We start from the raw sequence: 17215 nt of genomic DNA, 5'->3' as shown, positions 1-17215 counted from the left end.
TAGAAAGAGTAGACAATCTGGCATTCGTACGTAAGCTGGGCCATCGTGCCGGGAGAGGAGGAAAACAAAATGGCAACCTTACATACCTGGAAAGGATACGGGCAGATCAAGCTGATCGCCCCTTATGAAATCCAGCGCCTCAGGCAGCTGGAGATTCGGCGGAGTGTCGGCGAGCATGCCACCCTGTCGTTAAGCGCAATCCTGCCGGAGGAGCAGCGGGATCTGGCGGCGCAGCAGAAAGTGGAAGAGGAAGCCGTGGAAATCCAGGAAGTGAACGCGGACGGGGAGAAGGTGCGGACCTTATTCCACGGGCGGGTCGAGCAGATGGAAATCGAGACTGTACGGGGGATGTTCGAGCTGAAGCTGCAAGCGGTCTCGCACTCTTCCCTGCTGGACCGGAAAGTGGAAATCCGCTCCTTCCAGCTTGGGAATCAAAGTACGGGCGAGCTGATCGAACGGGTGGTGCTGGGCTATGACGGAGCGGACCTGATCGACAACGCCACAGGAGCGGATCAACCGGATGCGCTGGTGCTGCAATACCGCGAGACGGACTGGGAATTCATTAAACGCCTGGCGTCCCGTGTCGGCGCGGTGATAATCCCGGAGTCCTCGGCAGAGGCACCGAAGCTGTGGATCGGGGTACCGGACGGGGGGATGGAAGAACTGCCGTCCGAGACGTCGTTTACCGTGGGACGGGATTTGGCCGCGTATGCCCGGGCGCAGGCCGCCGGACTGGAAGCGAATGTGATGGATTTCACCTATTATGAAGTGGAGAGCGCCAAGTGGCTGCAACTGGGAGATAATGTGACGTTTCGGGGGAAAGAGCTGGCGGTGGCCGCCGCCGTTTCGCAGTTGACGGACGGGGCTTTCCGCCATACGTATACCCTGCGCCTGGAGGCAGGCATCCGGCAGCCCTTCATCCTGAATGAGCGGATCACCGGCGTCTCGCTGGACGGCAAAGTCATTGATCTGCAAAAAGACCGGGTTCGTGTGCACCTGGACATCGACGCCAGCCAGGAGAAAAGTGAGGCCGTGTGGATTCCGTATGAATCCGTATATAGCGCCGAAGGCAGCAGCGGACTGTACCTCATGCCGAAGGCGGGGGATGCGGTGCAGGTGTATTTTCCTAGCGCACGGGAAGAGGAAGCTATGGCGCGGGGATCGGTACGTAAAAGCGGGCAGCCGTCCCCGAAGCTGGAGGACCCCGGCACGAAATATTGGGGAACGGATTACGGCAAGGAGCTGAAATTCGGCGCGTCCGATCTGAGCCTAACGGCGACCGAGGGGAGCCTGTTCATCTCGCTGGAGGACAGCAGTGGGATTACGATCCAGAGTGATACGGGCATCGTACTGTCGGCCAAGAAGGATTTGGAGTGGACGTCGGAGAAAAAGATAGAGATTACAGCGCAAGAGGGGATCTACCTTCTGAGCGGCAACAGCAGCGTGGTCATGGATGGCAGCACGGATATCCGGGGCGACGAGGTGGAGCTTGCGGGGCTGACGAAAGCGCCGGTGACAATCGAGGACCTGGAGCCGCAGCCGGAGGCGCCGTTCGTCACGGAAACGCAGCCGGAAGAAGAGAAGCCGAAGAAGAAGGGATTCTGGAGCAAATTCCTGGACGTGACGCAGGTCGTACTGGATGTGGCGGGCTGCATCCCGGTTATAGGAGAGGTCGCGGATGTAGCGAATGCCGGGATCTCGCTGGCGCGGGGCGACTATATGGGAGCGGCGTTATCCATGGCCTCGGCGATCCCGTTTGCCGGCTGGGCGGCGGCGGGAGCCAAAATAGCGCGGGACGCGATGAAGGCGGGGAGCATGCTGGCGAAGGCCACGGACAAAGTGGTCAGCGTGGCGAAGGCAGCCAAAGAAGTGGCGCAGTCTATGACCAGCACGGGGACGCTCGGGAAAGTGTTCACAGGAGCGCGGAACCTGGGGAGTAACCTAAGCCAATCGGATGTGCTGCAAAAAATGCAAAAAATGATGCAGCGCCTGGAAATGAATAGTCCGAAACTGAGCTATGCCCTAGATATGGCCGGTCAAACTGCAAGGAACTACATGAAGAGCGAAGCCCAAGAGAGAGCGGTACAGAAGGTGCAGGAGGAAGGCTGGGCCCCGCGGGAAGTATTCACGCTGCTGGGCATCCTGACCAACACCGGGGGTAAGCGGCATGGCTGGGGCGGCGGAGACGGCAGCCATTTGGGGGCTGTTTCCGGCGGCGGCAGCGGTCGTTCGGGGGATGGAAGAAAAGGGAATGCGGAGACGGGTAAACCTCAAAAACAAAAAAAACATCAAGCAGAGAAGAAAAGTACTCCACAATCAGGCAATGGACCTTATTCACATCTTACAGATTCCAAGCATGTAGGTCCTGGGAAGGATTTTACTGCGGCTCAAAAGAAAAAGATAATTGAAGAAAATATGAAACAAAACGGTAGGGGTGTTAAGTCTGACCAAACAGGTCAAATTTTAACTAAACCTCAAAAAAGTAAAAAAGGTGTTACACCCGATCCGAATGAATGGCAAATCGATCATATTATTCCTAGGGATAAAGGTGGTACTAATAGTTACAGTAATGCTCAAGTATTATCTAGAAAAGAAAATAGAGAAAAATCAAATAAGTTACCTTCGGACTTTGATAAACCAAGCAAGAAAACACCACCAACTAAACCGAAAAGGAGAAAAAAATGAAGCCTGTGATATTAAATAGCCAATTAAATAAAAACAATTTATGGAGCGGTTGTACACTTGCATCGGTGGCACATGCAATCATGGTTGCTCACTATCCTGAATTATCATACGAACATTCATGGGATGCTGACAACTATAATGTTGTCGATGGTTCGGGAGGAAGAGGAACTATTACTTTCAAAGGTAATTATTTTGTTGGGGCATTTCGAAATGACAACTTTACCCGAACCGATATTTCTACAGCTATAGATTTTTTTATGGGTGCACCAAAGGATGTCCTTGAGTTGGCTAAGAATGAAACTTTAGAATATCTTCTTGAAGAGGATGAAGATGGTACGACCTCGCCATCTATAACTACCGCATTTTGGGGTGATAATGATACTATTTCTTCAATTGATAATATCGTAAGAATAGTACAATGTGGTGGATATTTATTAGAGAGGCAGCTTATGGAGAGTGACACTGCAATTGAATCTTGGCGAGATTATTATGAGATGACTTCTGAACAAGTAGAATTGTTAAAGTCCATATATGTTAGGAAAGTAAATAATCCTTATGGAAACATCACTTTGACAAAAAGTGAGATCAAAATAATTGGAACAGAAAGTCCTGAAGGCTTGAGCGAAAGTGTGGCTTCGTTTGAGGAAATCGGGATATACTGGGAGAAGTAAACTGCTACTACGTCTACCCAGTGTCAAGTGAATCCATCATTCAACCAATAACTTATAACCCATGTAATACCCGTATAAGACTTCACTAATCCAATTGTACGCACATCAATGCGTGAATTTTATATTCTAATTAACGCTATTCCGTTACATCAAACAGGTTGATTATGATCAGATACCACCATGATTGACCTGTTTTTTGTTACGTCTACCGCTGCTTCCCTTGCGCACCACGTACTACCAAAAGAGTGGGTGAGGAAGCAAGAAGTTAAGGGAGCTTATTCCAACTTGAATCATAAGTAGGAATGAGCTTTTTTACCATGTCCAAAATCAAAGGAGGAAGAAAATATCGGAGACGAAAGCTACGAGTTTGTTGAACGCGCTTTTTTTGAAGACAAGCTAAAGTTATACATTCCTAGCACTTTCGAGGAAATGCCTGTTGCGCTGCAAAAAATAAAATACCCTTATGAACAGCGTCCCGAGATCGTCTTGAGCAATGAGCCCGGGACGGTGAATCTCACGTTGAACCGGGTGGACCAAAAGCTGCAGGACGAATGGGTTCAAAGACTGACCTCCGGTATGAAAGCCATGCTGAAAAAAATGCAGCCGTCGAACGTCTTCTATGATGAACAGCTTGAAGAAGTGAACGGGAAAAGCATCGGTTATTTTGATTTCAAAAGCCCTGCGCTGGATGAACCAGTGTATCACAATTTGTTCTATTTTGAACTTGAGGGTGAGACGGTGATGGGAAGTTTCAATTGTCCGTACAGACAATACGCAGACTGGCGGGATATTGTGGTGCAAGTGATTCGTTCCATACGGACCGTTCAGGAAGAGGAGGAACCCAGCGTATGAGCGATACTTTTTTTACCGCAGCCAATGTTGTGGTTGAACCGTATCAATTTGAGCGCATTACAAGTCTGAAGCTGCTTAAGCAGGTTAACGAGCATGTGTCTTTTTCCATTACCGGCATCGTGCCGGATGGGTTACTAGATCAGTATGTGGAGAAGGCGGATGAAGAAGAGAGCATCCAGGTTTTTCTGCGGGATGACGAGCGCCAGGTCATTTTGTTTCAGGGAACCGTGTCGGACATCACCGTAAGAGCCGTTAATCATGTCCGTGAAATGACCGTCGAGGCCGCAAGCTTAACGCTGCTTATGGATTTAACCCGGCAAAGCCGCTCCTTTCAACATACAGGTCAAGCGTACAACGAGCTGTTCTCACAGCTTACCGCAGGTTACGCGGATGCTGAAGTGATTGACGAAGCTTCCGGCGGGCGGTCCATTGGCGAATTACTGGTTCAATACAACGAGACCGACTGGGCATTTGTCAAACGTGCGGCTTCCAGGCTGCATGCGGTGGTGATTCCTTTTTCCATGCAGCAGGGCTTGAAATTTGTCGTTGGTTTACCGGATTTGGGCGAGGCGCGTCCGCTTGAAGAGTTTAACTATACCATTCGAAAAGACCTTCATGAATACAAACTAAAGGCCGGCAATGGAATTCCCGAGGCCAGCGAGCAGAGCAGCCTGAGCTATGAAGTGACCAGCCCTAAAGTATTGGAGCTTGGCAGTCCCGTCAGCTTTCAGGGGCAAACCCTGTATGTGGCCCGGGCGGAAACGGGGATTGAAGGCGGTCTGGTTGTCAGCCGTTATCACCTTCGTAATAAGCAGGGCTTTGAATGCCGGACGGTTTATGCCACCCAGCTGGCGGGAGTGTCCCTTTTTGGCAAGATAACGAAGATCTCCAAAGATAAAGTGCAGCTCCATCTGGAAATCGATCACGGCTCCTCCTCATCCGGCGCCATGTGGTTTCCTTACTCTACCGTCTACTCTTCTCCGGATGGCAGCGGCTGGTATGTCATGCCGGAAGAGGGGGATGAGGTACGCTTGTATTTCCCCGACGAACAGGAGCACCATGCTTTCGCTGCAAGCTCCGTCGATATCGCTTCCTCCGACCCCGTCAAGCGCAGTGACCCCTCCGTGAAAAGCATCAGTACCAAGTATGGCAAGCAGATCGTGTTCAAACCGGGAGCTGTAGAAATTATCGGCAGCGGCCAGCTGCTCATGCGTCTGACCGATGAAGGCGGTATTGAAATCAACAGTGACAAAAAAATCAAGCTGCATGCCGAAGGGGATATCGAAATCCAGGGCAGCAAGGTATTCATCGAAGGCCAGGAAGGCGTGGATCTAATCCAGGCCGGGGCTACATTACAGATCATGAAGGATGTCACGCTTAGCGGCGGCAAGGTGAATATCGAATGATGAGGATAGACCGGGATGCTATGCTGCAGGATTTTCTGGAGAAGCATGTCCTTGAAGGCTGGCTGGGCGATCTTTCGCTGATTGAGCAGTATGTGGAAGAGCATAACGAACAGATTGAGGCCGACCTGCTGAATGCCTTCGAAGCCGTGTGCGAAAAGGCATTGCTGCAGCAGCGCGCGGGGATGAAAGGCGACATCCAATACATGTATATCTCCTTGCTTCGCACCCGTTTACTTGAAAATCAAGCGTATTACCGGATCGACGCCCATGATGCCAACTGGTTTCTGGACCCGGTGGATTGCGCGGAATTATGGTCGGCGGACTTTGTGTACCGGCCGTTGTTCAACCGAATGGCAGGACTTGAAGAAATGAAAAGAGACTATGCCCGCCAGATTACGTCGATGGATATCGAGCAAATCCAGCAGATCGAAGCCGTTAAATATCATCTGCTGACGCTTCAATTTCTCAAAACCATGATTCCGGCTCTAATCACAAGCCCCAAACTGGAGGAACTGGCCAAAGCGGAACCGTTTACCCTGTCTGCCGGTGAATACCGGGATGAGAGTATCATCCTGTGCAAGCTGGAGCGCCAAACGGCAGAGGCGGGGGCGGCATCCCCATTTACGGAAAGAGGGGAGAAGCGATGGATTATTTCTACTTAAAGCAGGATCAGCGGTATACCGATGTGCCGGTGCTGCAAAAAGGGATGGGACACATCGACCTGTGGAAAGTGAATAAGCTGCCGCCGGAAGAGCTGCCGCGGGTGCTGGTGTTCCCTGTCAAGGCGGGCAAGGAGAGCCGGTTTATCGACTTTATGGAAAGCCCGTTTCCGCTGGTTTCCGACCGGCTGATGAAGCTAATGAAGGTGTACGTTCCAGAGTGCCGATTTAAACCGGCGGCCCTGATCAACCCGGAACTCCAGCTGCAGAAAAACTACTATCTTCCCTTTCTGGAAGAAATCGAGGCGTTGTCACCGCGCAGTGAGTTTAATCTCGACCGGAGTGTGCTCAAATCCGCCGTTCTGCAAGAAGAGCGTATACGGGGCAAAAAAATATTCAAAGTCAGCGGTGTCGCCACACCGCTGCTGGTGATCCGGCTTGATGCGGCCGAAAGCATCTTGAGGCGGGATTTCACCGGCATCCGGCTGGAAAGAGCAGAACTGGATACCTGAGGGGAGGATGAAGAAATGTCAAGTCTGGAAGCTTACATTGTACGCGGCGCGACCATGCGCTGCCAGTACGGAACGCATGCGCGGAAGATTAACCTGCCGGTCAGCCACGGTGCCTATTACAAAGGAAAGCCCTTGATGAACCAAGGGGATTATAAGCCGGAGAACGTACCCTATTTCGGCATTTGCGCAAGTCCAGTGAACCCGAGCGGCGAGACGATTTATTTGGTGTCGGAACAAGGGGGGCCGATTCAAGGCAAGCCTTGCCTGCCGGTAATTACGGCCTGCTGGAATCAGACGAAAGCGGATATGCTCGTGGGGAACCAGCCGGCGCTGACCAGCGCGTCTTACCTGATCTGCCAGCATCTGCCCGAAGGCTGCATTTATTTTGAAAAGACGGGCCAGGAAGATGAATAGCCGGGTGGAGGTGCAAAGACGATGATCCATTATCATCAGCTCAAGGTCGTCTCTCCCTATTACATACAGCGCATAACGGATTTGACTCTGGAGTGGAAGCCGGGGGAACATGGCCGGATGACCCTTCATGCCATCAGCGAGGAAGCGCGTCAGACGTCGGCTGTCCTCGGGGCTTCCGCCGACGATGAGATTCACCTGTTCTATAGCGAAGGCGGGCCGGATATCCCCTTGTTTAAAGGAACGGTCAGCCATGTCGCGCTATCCCATATCCAGGGCGTCCATCAGGTGGTCATTGAAGGCGTAAGTGCCTCTTATCAGATGGATATTGAAAAGAAGAAGCGTTCCTTCCCCGAGGTGAATCAAACCTACCCGGAACTCGTGTCCAAAGTGATGCAGGATTATCCGAATAGCGATGCTTTACCTAGCGCCGGTGAACAGGGAGCGGTAGGCGACGCCATCTTGCAGTACGATGAAACGGACTGGGAGCTGCTCAAGCGGCTGGCCAGCCGCTTACAGGCGGTTATCGTATGTGATATATTGGAAGCAGCAGGGCCGAAAATCTACTTTGGTATGCCAGAGGGGGCCGCCCGCACCCTGCCCGCAGGCACAGCGTATACCGCCCGCAAAAACTTAACCGCCTATAAGCGGGCCGGGGGAATCGAAGCCGGACTGCATGACACTGACTTTTTTGAGTATGAAGTCGAGACGGGAGAGCGTTACGCGATTGGGGATCAGGTTCGCTATCTGGACAAGGACATGATCGTCAGCGGCGTGGCGGCGCGGATGGATAAGGGCGTGCTGGTGTTTACTTATACGTTGTCCCGCCCGGAGGGTATCCGCAGTCTGGAGCTGGGAAATTCGCGGATGGCGGGCCTCTCGCTGGAAGGCGAAGTGCTGGACGTTCGGGGAGAAGAAGTGAAGTTGCGGCTGGATATTGACAAGGACGACGGCAAAGCCGATCCGCACTGGTACCCGTTCGCACCGGCGACGGGAAGCGCGATGTACAGCATGCCAAAGCCTGGGACCAAGGCGAGCCTGTATTTTCCGAATGAGCAAGGGTCGCGGGCGATGATCGTGAGCGCGGTACGGATGAACGGGGAAGGCTGCGCCAAGACGGGGGACCCAAGCAACCGTTATTTCGGAACCGAACACGGGAGCGAGCTGAAGCTGGCGCCGGACATGATTCAGATCATGGGCGATCCGGGCGGAGCGCTGCAGCTGAGCCTGAACGATGCCACGGGAGTGGAGCTGAAAAGCCCGAAGAAGCTGACGCTGACGGCCGGGAAAGAAATGACGTTGTTCACGCCAAAGAAAATAACGATCCGCAGCACGAGCCTGATCATGGCCTACCAAAAAGGAGCGAAGGCCGGACTATCGGTAGAAAATGAATACTTGGAAGCAAGCTGGCAAAAGCCACGGACAAAGCGGTCAGCGTGACGGAGACGACAGCCCGTTGGGTACTGTTTCCGCATCTCGTTTAAGATGATTAAGCATAAGAATAATCCGGTGACGCCATGTCATAGAAAAAGAGATCACGGAGTCTTTAGCGGACTTGTCCGGATCTCTTTATTTACTCTCGAAAAGTTCTTCCGCCGATTGTGCCGTGGGACACAGCGGCGCGAACATGATGGGAGGGAAGGGAGCCTGTAGGCTCTCTTCCAAGGATGAATCAATGCCGATTAGATAAACAGAGAACGGGTGATGATAACCAGCAGAATGAAGAGAACCAGGATGGCTCCAGTGCTGGTAAAAGGTCCGTATCCGTATCCGCCTCTTACTTCTTCGCTCATGTTCATTCCCCTTTCGGTGAGTTGTTGTACTTGAGTACACCGTATTGTATGTGCCCGATTCTTCAGTGGTATGGGCCGATGCCATTAGAGGCGGCAAAAATAAAAGTAAGGGTTCCTTTCAGAAGCTTCCCAAGTATTTACGAATCCACAGCTGCCGCATGATACACACGCAAAAAGCCTCCGCATTTGTTATGCGGAGGCTGATATATAGGCTGGATTTTAAACGTTATGTTATCTGGCTTGCTCCAAATCGCGGATGCCTGCGTATACGAGGTCGAACAGATCTTCCAGATTCTCCTCTGCAATGCAGGAGAAAGCGATGCGCAGGTCGGTGTCGCCAAGGGCAATGGTGCCAAGGCCGTAATTGTGGATCAGATGCTGGCGCAGTTCTTCGGCATGGACGGTATGAAGCTTCAGGCACATGAAATAACCGGAGTTGAACGGATAGTACGTCCATACTTCGTCTCCGTACTTGTCGCTGTCGAGCAGCGCCTTGACCTTGTTGGCGCGGCCCTTCATAACCCGGAACTTCTCTTCTTTCTGTTCGACGAATTCCGGCGCCTTGAGCGCGTCGAGCACGAACGTCTGCGAAGGATGCGGCCCGCTGGAAATGGTGGCCCGGATAATACCGAGCGTCTTCTGCTCCAGGGCGGCCAGCACGTCTTTGCTCTCGGAAGCATAAGTGATGAAGCCTACGCGGAAGCCCCATACGTATTCTTCCTTAGTCGCGCCGTCAATCTTGACGGCAAGCACACGCGGATGCACGTTCGCCAGCTTGCCGAACAGCGATTCCTTAAGCGAATCCTCGAAGAAGAGTCCGAAATAGGCGTCATCACACACCGCAACAACGTTAACGCCTTCTTCCGCCGCGCGCAGAATCGCCGCAACGATTGCGTCGCCTTCCTTGATGCCCGGCGTGTACCCCGTCGGGTTATTCGGGAAGTTCAGCAGCACGATCGCCTTGCCTTTGTCCTTCTGCGACAGGAGCGCCTGAAGCAGTCCGTCGCTGTTGAAGGTCATGTCTTCGGTGAACAGCGGGTAAGTAACCAGTTCCGCGTGGCGGCGGACGCTGAAGGTTAACTCGTAGTTCTCCCAGTTCTTATCTGGGTAGATGACAGCGTCGCCGGACTCGGCGAACAGGTCGGCGACGATGCTGAGTCCGTGGGTCAGCGCATTGGTTACAATTGGATTGCCGAAGGATTTGCCTTCAAGCGAAGGGTTCTCGCGCAGCATTTTCTCGCGCCATACGGTCCGCAGCTCCGGTTTGCCCGCCGGCGGAGCGTAGCCGTATAAGTCCTTCGGAGCGAACGCGGAGAGCTTTTCCTGGATGACATTCAGATGCATCGGACCGCCGTTCTCGGTGGCGATGCCGATTGTGGCGTTGTATTTCTTGGCATGAGCGGTCGCCTCTGCGGATTGGCTCAAAATGCCTACTTTTGGAAAATAAATTTCTCGGCCAAGAGTGGACAGCATGTCGTACACATGCTCATTTCCGGCTTTAATGCTTTCGTTTAATTGTCCAGCCTGTGGATTCATCGGTTTCATCCTTCCGGGTATCTTTGAAAATCGGAGCACATTAACGATGGGAGCGCCCTTGAAATCGTTAGCCAACGTTCTAACATTGCCTAACATTATATCACCTGCGGTACAGGGCAGTCACTTCGGAATATCGGTTTTTTCTAAAAGAATTAGGGATAATTTTAAGGCTTTTGATAAACGTTCACACAGCAAAGCGGGGACTGGCCGCGTTATACGGACAATCCCCGCTTATATTCGCACATTAAGCCATTTAAGAGGAGTGGAACGGACAGAATTTTTTCATCATCTCAACCGTTTCGGCATCCCGTTCCCCGCCTCTGGCCTCAAGCCCGCTGATGACGGCGCTGCGTTCTTCTTCCTTTAGATTTTGCCCGAACTTGAATTTGGCGGTAATTTCTTCCGGAACAATCCGCACTACGGCGACCGCTTTAAGCTGGGGACGGTACTTCGGATTCTCCGCGTCAATGGGGTCATACCCGCCCTCCGGCTGGAGCTTCTTCATGAACTTGTCGAGCGCCGCCGCTTTTTCACTTAAATCAGTGACGATCTCGGCCGTGCCGAAGGCGGTGACGCTTTTGAAATAGGCGGTTGCCGGACAGGCCATTTGGGGATCGGTAAAATACGAAGGAATCAGGGCAAACTCATCCGCTACGGTGAAACAGACCTTGTCCATCTTGCGGATCGCGTCCATCTTGCCGCCGGCATGGCTGCCGTGGAAATAAAAGCTTCCGTCAATATAGACGAAATTAAGCGGGATAACGCGCGGACGGCCCTGCTCGTCGATCACGCCGAGAAAGCCGAAGCTCATTTCATCCAGAAAGGCTTCCAGTTCTTCTTCCTGTTCGACTTTAAATTCTTTTCTTCTCATATGCAGTTTCTCCTTTGGCTGATAGAAATGGTTAACCAACAGCATAACAGGAGATTGACAAGAAAAAAGAGCCCATTTACATTATTTTTATTGGTCCACTTGAATGGGGGGAAGGAAGGCATGGACGCCATTCCAATATTAAGCTTTGACGAATACTTGGCCGAATACCGCTATAAGTATCTGGCGCTGTATCATGCGCTTAGGGCGGCGATCTTAAGCGGGAATTTGCCGGGAGGCGCGCGGCTTCCCTCGACCCGCAAACTTGCCGCTTTATACGGTCTGTCGCGGGGGTCGGCGGCTCAGGTGTACGATATGCTCAGTGCCGACGGCTATGTAAAATCGGAAACGGGACGCGGAACCTTCGTGTCGAGGGACAGTTTCGTGACGGAGGGCGGTCAAGCGGCTGAAAAAAGAGCGGGACAGGCGCAGGATCGTTCGGGGATGGCGGACGAAAGCACGGGACAGGCGGAAGCCAGCGCAGGAATGGCGGAAGGAACCGTGGGACAGACGGAAGCCCGTGCCGGGATGGGGGAACCTCCCCGCGAAGCGGGGCGAAACCGCGCCTCCATTAGGGAAGGCCGGTCTGGGGAAGCCCCGGCTCATCCCGGCAGGCCGGGGAGACCGCTCTCCGCAGAAGGGAGCGGCGGAACCTCGCTGCCGGCGGAGGGAGCCGCAGCAATTCCGAGCCTTATGGCGGACATTCCGCTGTCCGCCTGGGCCCGGCGGCTTGCGGCGCGGCCGCCTGTAAGGGAGCAGGCTGCGGGGGACTCAGTCATCAGCTTCCGCAGCGCCGTAATGCCGATGGAGCATTTCCCCTACGCGGAATGGCGCAGCGCGCTGTCCCATGCTGGGGGCAGGGGCGGCGGTGCGCTCGCCGTCTCCGCGCCGCCGCAGGGAGACGAGGGGCTGCGGCGGGCGATTGCGGCGCATCTGCGGATTACCCGAGGCATCCGTGCCGAAGCGCAGCATATCGTGACGTTCAGCGGCTCCATGCAGGGCATCGTCCTGCTGACTCAGCTGCTGCTGGACAGCGGCGGCCAGGCCGTCGTCGAGGACCCCGGCTTTCACGGCATCCGGCGCGCCGTCGAGGTGTCCGGCGGCGTGCCGGTACCAGGCCGCGTGGACGGCAGCGGCCTTGTGCCGCAGGACTGGGACGCCCGGTTGCTGTTCGTGACGCCGAGCCGCCAATATCCCACAGGCGCGGTCCTGCCGCTTGAACGGCGGCGGAGGCTGCTCGAATGGGCGGCGGCCCGGCGGGCGATCATTATCGAGGATGATTACGACAGCGAGTTCCGCTGGTCCGGCCGTCCCATCGAGCCGCTGAAGGCGCTGGACCGGGAGGAGCGCGTCGTGTATATCGGCTCCTTCTCCAACACGATGTTCGCCGGGCTTCGCCTCGGCTATGCCGTCCTGCCGCCTTCCCTGATCCCGCCTGTGACGGCGGCGAAGGCGCTTTACGAGCCGCTTCCCGCCGGGCTGCTGGAACAGCGGGCGCTGGCCCGCTTCATGTCGCTTGGCGTATACGCCCGCCATATCCGGCGGATGACGCGCCTCTATGGCGAACGCGGCCGCATTCTCCGCGAGCTGCTGGCCGGAATGCCGGGCGGCCTGTTCCATCCGCAGCCCGGCGACGCGGGGCTGCATATATACGCCCGCTGGCTGCGGGGCGAGGAGGAATTTGCGCGCTTTCAGAAGGCGGCCAAGCGGCGGGACGTCGATTTCAGAGACGCCGCCCTTTACCGGATTACACCTGGAGAGCCCGCCGCCTGCTTTGCTTTTTCCCATCTGGACGAGGAGGAACTGATTGAGGGGATGCGGCGGCTGTCGCTGGCCTGGAACGATGTGCAAAATGAAGCGTGAACAGGTATGATAGGATAAGCTATTCATGATGAAGGAGGGAGAAAGGATGCTGCATGCATCGCCGTCCGCTTTTGTCATCCTTCCCGCCTTGGCCAAAATCGTCTGCGAGCCGGGATGGAAATGGCAGAAAAGGGAGAAGCCGCTGCCCAACTATGATCTGTTCTACGTCTGGAGCGGCGAAGGAACGGTTGTGCGCAACGGCACAGCCTATGAAGTAGGGAAGGGAAGCTGTTTCCTGTTTCGTCCGGGAGATCATACTAGCGCATCGCATAACCCGCAGAAGCCGCTTGTGCTTACATATATTCATTTTGACGTCAAAGAGCCGGTCACCGATATTCCCGAGCCTTACCGCAAGCTGACGGAGACGTTGGAGTTCGAGCATTTGCTTGCCCGCTACGTCCGGTTGTTTCTGGTCAAGACCTTCGCCGCGGAGGAAGAGGGCCAACTGATTCTTAAGCAGATTATGATCAACCTGCTGCGGGAAGACCGGGTCAAGCCGGTAGAACGGAGTGTCAGCAACCAACTAGTGGAGGTCATCCACGAGGTCGCGAATTATATCAGCCAGCATCCCGGCGCTGTGCATCGGGTAGAGGAGCTGGCCGCCCGCGCCGGTCTGTCGCCGCGCTATTTTTCCATCAAATTCAAGGAACTGATCGGCTCCTCCGTGCAGTCTTACGTTATCCGTACCCGGATCGAACGGGCCCAGCATTTGCTGCTGTACGCGGGAATGAACGTGACGGAGGTGGCGGATGCGCTCGGATACCGCGATATTTTCTTTTTCAGCCGCCAGTTCAAGCAGCATACAGGGAAGAGCCCCTCGGAAATTCGCTAAATGTGGTTTTAAATTAGGGACGCAAGGTCCAGTGACTGCTTGATCTGATAAATAAATGTGACAAACGAACCGGAGACGCTTTTGGGTCTTCGGTTTTTCTTGTGCTGCGGCGTTTAAAACGACTGAAAATTGTATTAAATGACTATTGTGAGCAAAATAGCAGGCGAGTGGGGACAGGAGGAGAGCGTCATATGTACGAAATCGTGCTGATACGGCATGGAGAGAGCGAATACAATCGGCAGAACCTTTTTACCGGCTGGAGCGACCCGGATCTCACGGAGAAGGGGATACACGAAGCCAAGGACGCGGGGAGAACACTGAAGGAAGCCGGGTATACGTTTGACCTTGCCTTTGCTTCGGTGCTCAAGCGTTCCATCAAGACGCTCAATCTTGTTTTGGAAGAGCTGGACCTGCTGTGGATTCCCGTGCAGAAATCGTGGAAGCTGAACGAGCGGCATTACGGCGCGCTTCAGGGCCTCAGCAAGTCGGAGACGGCGGTAAAATATGGCGACGAGCAGCTGCATATTTGGCGGCGCAGCCTGTCGGTCCGGCCGCCGCTGCTGGAGCCGGACGATCCGCGCTACGCGAGAAACGACAGACGCTACCAGGAGCTGCGTCCCGAAGATATTCCCCTCGGCGAGAGTCTGGAGGACACGGTCCACCGGGTCGGAGACTTCTGGGGGAACCGGATCGTGCCGCTTGTCCGCAAGAAAGAGCGTGTGCTCATTTCGGCGCACGGCAACACGCTGCGCGCCTTGATTAAATATATGGAAGACCTCGACGAGGCCGCGCTGCTGGATCTCAATATTCCAACCGGCATTCCTCTCGTTTACGAGCTGGACGACGATGTGAAGCCGATCCGCCGGTTCTATCTCGGCGAGCAGGAGAAGGTGGAGGCCAAAGCCCGCGAGGTGGCAAATCAGGGCAAGGTAAGCGAATGAAGGAGGCTTTTCTCGGAACAAAAAAGAAGCTTCCCCTTACAGGTTCGTAAGCTGAAAAAGAACAGGCCGGCAGCTAGGCGGATTCTCATCCTGCCGATCTGCCGGCCTGCTTCGGTTCAACTCAGGATACCGCTTATTTTGCTGGCTGCAAAAATCCAAGCAGCTCGCCCATCTTGACCTTCGTGCCGGGCTCAAGTCCCGGACGGGGGCTGAAAATGCCGCTCTCGGTCAGCAGCACCACCGTCGAACCGAACTCGAAGTAAGCGAGGTCCTCGCCGATTTCCCATACACTTTTGCCTTCGACTGAATAGCGGATGCTGCTGACGTTCATCGCGCCCACCTTCACGACCGCAACTTCACCGGCACTGTGGGCGATATAGGTGATCAGCCGCTCGTTGCGGCACAGCACGCCTTTCATATGCTTCATGCCAAATTCGTTAACAGGATAACAGCGCCCGCGAATATGGTCGCTCTCCGTCTTTTTTCCGGTAACGGGAGAATGAATGCGGTGATAGTCGGTAGGACTTAAATACAGCACGAAAAAAAAGCCTTTCTTGTAAAGCTCCTGATGGGGGGAGTGGTTCAGCAGCTCCTCCAGATTATAGTCTTGTCCTTTTACATTCAGAATTGTTCCCGATTCAATCTTCCCCATCGCCGTAATCATCGCATCAACGGGGCTTGCCAGAGCGTCCGTCTCTTCCGTGACGGGCCGCATGCCCTGCTTCAGCCTGCGGCTGAAGAACTCGTTGAGAGTCGCGTATTCCCGGGGGTCTTTCTCGGCCTGCGAAGCGGGAATATGATAGGTCCGGATAAATGCCGGGATAAGAAACCGGCTGATCCTGCTGTGGGAAAAAGCGCCCATTATGCGGGAAATCCACCTGTGCGAGGACAACTCGGTCATCAGCCGCAGGAGTCGTTTAACCATGCCTTGTCACCCTTCCGTCATACAGCGCAGCCCCGGGTTCTTTAGGCCCAGGGCCGCTCTGCATTATATTGACATAGAATAGAGGACAAATCAATAACGTTATCACTCCGATCCGCCTTCCAGCAAATACCGCGCATATCCCATCGGCCGCCGGTAGGTGTCCTTCCAGACTTCAGGCAGTCCCGCCTTGTAGAACCCGTACCGCTGGTCTCGTCCGTTGCATTCGATGAAAAAAAGCTTCCCGTCCCGCGTAAGCCCGATGTCGAGTCCGATATCGGCCAGTCCGGGCAGGCTGTGCTCCAGGCAGTGTGCAACCGCAAGGCCGAGGCTTGCAGCCGACATGCGGTAATGAGCGGCGGCGCGGGCGGGAAAAGCCTGCTCCAGCGCAAAGGCGGCTTGCGCCGCTTCTCCGCCTTGGGCGATGTTCGAGACAAAGCCGCCGGGAGGCGCCAGCTTGGCGAAGAGGCCGGTTACGGCCCATTCGCCGCCCCATCTCCGCTGGACGGTAACCCGTAAATCAAAGGGTCTTCCGCCCGCCTCCGCAAGCGGGATGCGCTCCTGAATGAGATAAGAGCCGGCATCTATTCGGCGCAGCAGCGCATACGGAAGACTGGAGGGATCGATATTGACAGTGACCATCCGGCCATTATGCAGATAATCCAACAACCAGCCTTTCTTGTCTTCGCGCCGCATACGCATAATCCCTTTGCCGATGCTCCCCCGGCGGGGCTTCAGAATAAGATCCGGATACTGTTCCATCATTCTCCGCAGTCCTTCGCTTCCTGCTTCCGTACCCGGAAGATGGCGGAGAAGTCCGGAATTAAGCGACAGCAGCCGGTGGATCTCGTCCTTGCCGTACCGGCTGCGTCTGTTGAACACCTTCACCCCGCGGGCGGCCAGCCGCTCGGTCCCGGTATTTCCGGGAGGATAAATAGCCCGGTTATGGATGACTTGGGGAATGGGGATAACGACTCTTTTATAGCCTTGATGACCCTTGATATAAGCGGTGCTGTAACCGGTGGCGGAATCAATGTCCGACAGCTTCAAATAGCAGGGAGTCAGGCCGTAGGCGTCTGCAGCTTCCTCGTAGCATGCGAGGGATTCCCACCCCGTCCTGCCTTGGGGAACGCCCCGGTGGGCGGAGGCATTCAGCAGTATACCGACGTTTTTTTGCTCCATTAGTCTATCCCTCCCGGGTGGTAATCCGCGCCTTGCGGCTAATGTTGACCTCTTCAATTAAGATATGTGCATACCCGCTTGT

General features: G+C 54.5%; 16 protein-coding genes. 11 read left to right on the top strand and 5 right to left on the bottom strand.

The window, feature by feature from the left end; genetic code table 11:
* Positions 1-69 precede the first annotated feature (69 nt).
* The 8 genes from PDUR_RS20840 (at position 70) to PDUR_RS20795 (ending at position 8636) form a co-directional block, all read left to right on the top strand.
* Positions 70-2685, top strand: a complete 2616-nt coding sequence (locus PDUR_RS20840; RefSeq protein ID WP_052410329.1) for a contractile injection system protein, VgrG/Pvc8 family — start codon at positions 70-72, stop codon at positions 2683-2685.
* Entirely contained in the window at positions 2682-3356 is a 675-nt protein-coding gene (locus PDUR_RS20825) for a hypothetical protein (protein ID WP_042208025.1), read from the top strand. Before PDUR_RS20840 ends, PDUR_RS20825 begins: the two co-directional genes overlap by 4 nt.
* Before the next feature lie 507 nt (positions 3357-3863).
* Complete coding sequence (locus PDUR_RS20820; protein WP_156130549.1) at positions 3864-4208, top strand: hypothetical protein; 345 nt, start codon at positions 3864-3866, stop codon at positions 4206-4208.
* Positions 4205-5614: a contractile injection system protein, VgrG/Pvc8 family gene (locus PDUR_RS20815; protein WP_042208024.1), complete on the top strand. Its 1410-nt coding sequence runs from the start codon at positions 4205-4207 to the stop codon at positions 5612-5614. The genes PDUR_RS20820 and PDUR_RS20815 overlap by 4 nt, the downstream gene beginning before the upstream one ends.
* The gene (locus PDUR_RS20810) at positions 5611-6276 is read left to right on the top strand and encodes a hypothetical protein (RefSeq protein WP_179945167.1); all 666 of its coding nucleotides are present in this window, start codon (positions 5611-5613) and stop codon (positions 6274-6276) included. Before PDUR_RS20815 ends, PDUR_RS20810 begins: the two co-directional genes overlap by 4 nt.
* Positions 6258-6785 (top strand): hypothetical protein, encoded by a 528-nt coding sequence (locus PDUR_RS20805; protein ID WP_042208023.1) that lies wholly within the window; start codon positions 6258-6260, stop codon positions 6783-6785. Before PDUR_RS20810 ends, PDUR_RS20805 begins: the two co-directional genes overlap by 19 nt.
* Before the next feature lie 15 nt (positions 6786-6800).
* Positions 6801-7199 carry a DUF4280 domain-containing protein gene (locus tag PDUR_RS20800; protein ID WP_042208022.1) on the top strand — a complete coding sequence of 133 codons (399 nt, stop codon included), beginning with the start codon at positions 6801-6803 and terminating at the stop codon, positions 7197-7199.
* Between the two features lie 21 nt (positions 7200-7220).
* Positions 7221-8636 carry a hypothetical protein gene (locus tag PDUR_RS20795; protein ID WP_052410327.1) on the top strand — a complete coding sequence of 472 codons (1416 nt, stop codon included), beginning with the start codon at positions 7221-7223 and terminating at the stop codon, positions 8634-8636.
* Between the two features lie 242 nt (positions 8637-8878).
* Here PDUR_RS20795 and PDUR_RS29550 read toward each other — a convergent pair whose 3' ends face one another.
* The 3 genes from PDUR_RS29550 to PDUR_RS20785 all read right to left on the bottom strand — a co-directional run bounded on the left by PDUR_RS29550 (position 8879) and on the right by PDUR_RS20785 (position 11396).
* Complete coding sequence (locus tag PDUR_RS29550; RefSeq protein WP_211245151.1) at positions 8879-8989, bottom strand: YjcZ family sporulation protein; 111 nt, start codon at positions 8987-8989, stop codon at positions 8879-8881.
* Between the two features lie 231 nt (positions 8990-9220).
* Positions 9221-10525: an aminotransferase class I/II-fold pyridoxal phosphate-dependent enzyme gene (locus tag PDUR_RS20790; RefSeq protein ID WP_042208021.1), complete on the bottom strand. Its 1305-nt coding sequence runs from the start codon at positions 10523-10525 to the stop codon at positions 9221-9223.
* Positions 10526-10778: 253 nt separating this feature from the next.
* Positions 10779-11396 (bottom strand): pyridoxamine 5'-phosphate oxidase family protein, encoded by a 618-nt coding sequence (locus PDUR_RS20785; protein WP_042208020.1) that lies wholly within the window; start codon positions 11394-11396, stop codon positions 10779-10781.
* Positions 11397-11516: 120 nt separating this feature from the next.
* Here PDUR_RS20785 and PDUR_RS20780 point away from each other — a divergent pair, with 120 nt between their 5' ends.
* The 3 genes from PDUR_RS20780 (at position 11517) to gpmA (ending at position 15029) form a co-directional block, all read left to right on the top strand.
* The gene (locus PDUR_RS20780; RefSeq protein ID WP_042208019.1) at positions 11517-13256 is read left to right on the top strand and encodes an aminotransferase-like domain-containing protein; all 1740 of its coding nucleotides are present in this window, start codon (positions 11517-11519) and stop codon (positions 13254-13256) included.
* Between the two features lie 46 nt (positions 13257-13302).
* Positions 13303-14088 carry an AraC family transcriptional regulator gene (locus tag PDUR_RS20775; protein WP_042208018.1) on the top strand — a complete coding sequence of 262 codons (786 nt, stop codon included), beginning with the start codon at positions 13303-13305 and terminating at the stop codon, positions 14086-14088.
* Between the two features lie 191 nt (positions 14089-14279).
* Positions 14280-15029, top strand: coding sequence for a 2,3-diphosphoglycerate-dependent phosphoglycerate mutase (gene gpmA / locus PDUR_RS20770; RefSeq protein ID WP_042208017.1), 750 nt, complete (start codon positions 14280-14282; stop codon positions 15027-15029).
* A 133-nt stretch (positions 15030-15162) separates the two neighbouring features.
* On the opposite strand, the gene asd is transcribed toward gpmA, so the two are convergent.
* Both asd and PDUR_RS20760 read right to left on the bottom strand, forming a co-directional pair.
* The gene (gene asd / locus PDUR_RS20765; protein ID WP_042208016.1) at positions 15163-15954 is read right to left on the bottom strand and encodes an archaetidylserine decarboxylase; all 792 of its coding nucleotides are present in this window, start codon (positions 15952-15954) and stop codon (positions 15163-15165) included.
* Positions 15955-16056: 102 nt separating this feature from the next.
* Positions 16057-17133 carry a YheC/YheD family endospore coat-associated protein gene (locus PDUR_RS20760; protein WP_042208015.1) on the bottom strand — a complete coding sequence of 359 codons (1077 nt, stop codon included), beginning with the start codon at positions 17131-17133 and terminating at the stop codon, positions 16057-16059.
* Between the last annotated feature and the right edge of the window lie 82 nt (positions 17134-17215).

The sequence above is a fragment of the Paenibacillus durus genome, assembly GCF_000756615.1.
Lineage (GTDB): Bacteria > Bacillota > Bacilli > Paenibacillales > Paenibacillaceae > Paenibacillus_AQ > Paenibacillus_AQ durus.
The sequence above is the reverse complement of the archived record's forward strand: the minus strand, read 5'-3'. Positions and strand labels throughout refer to the sequence as shown.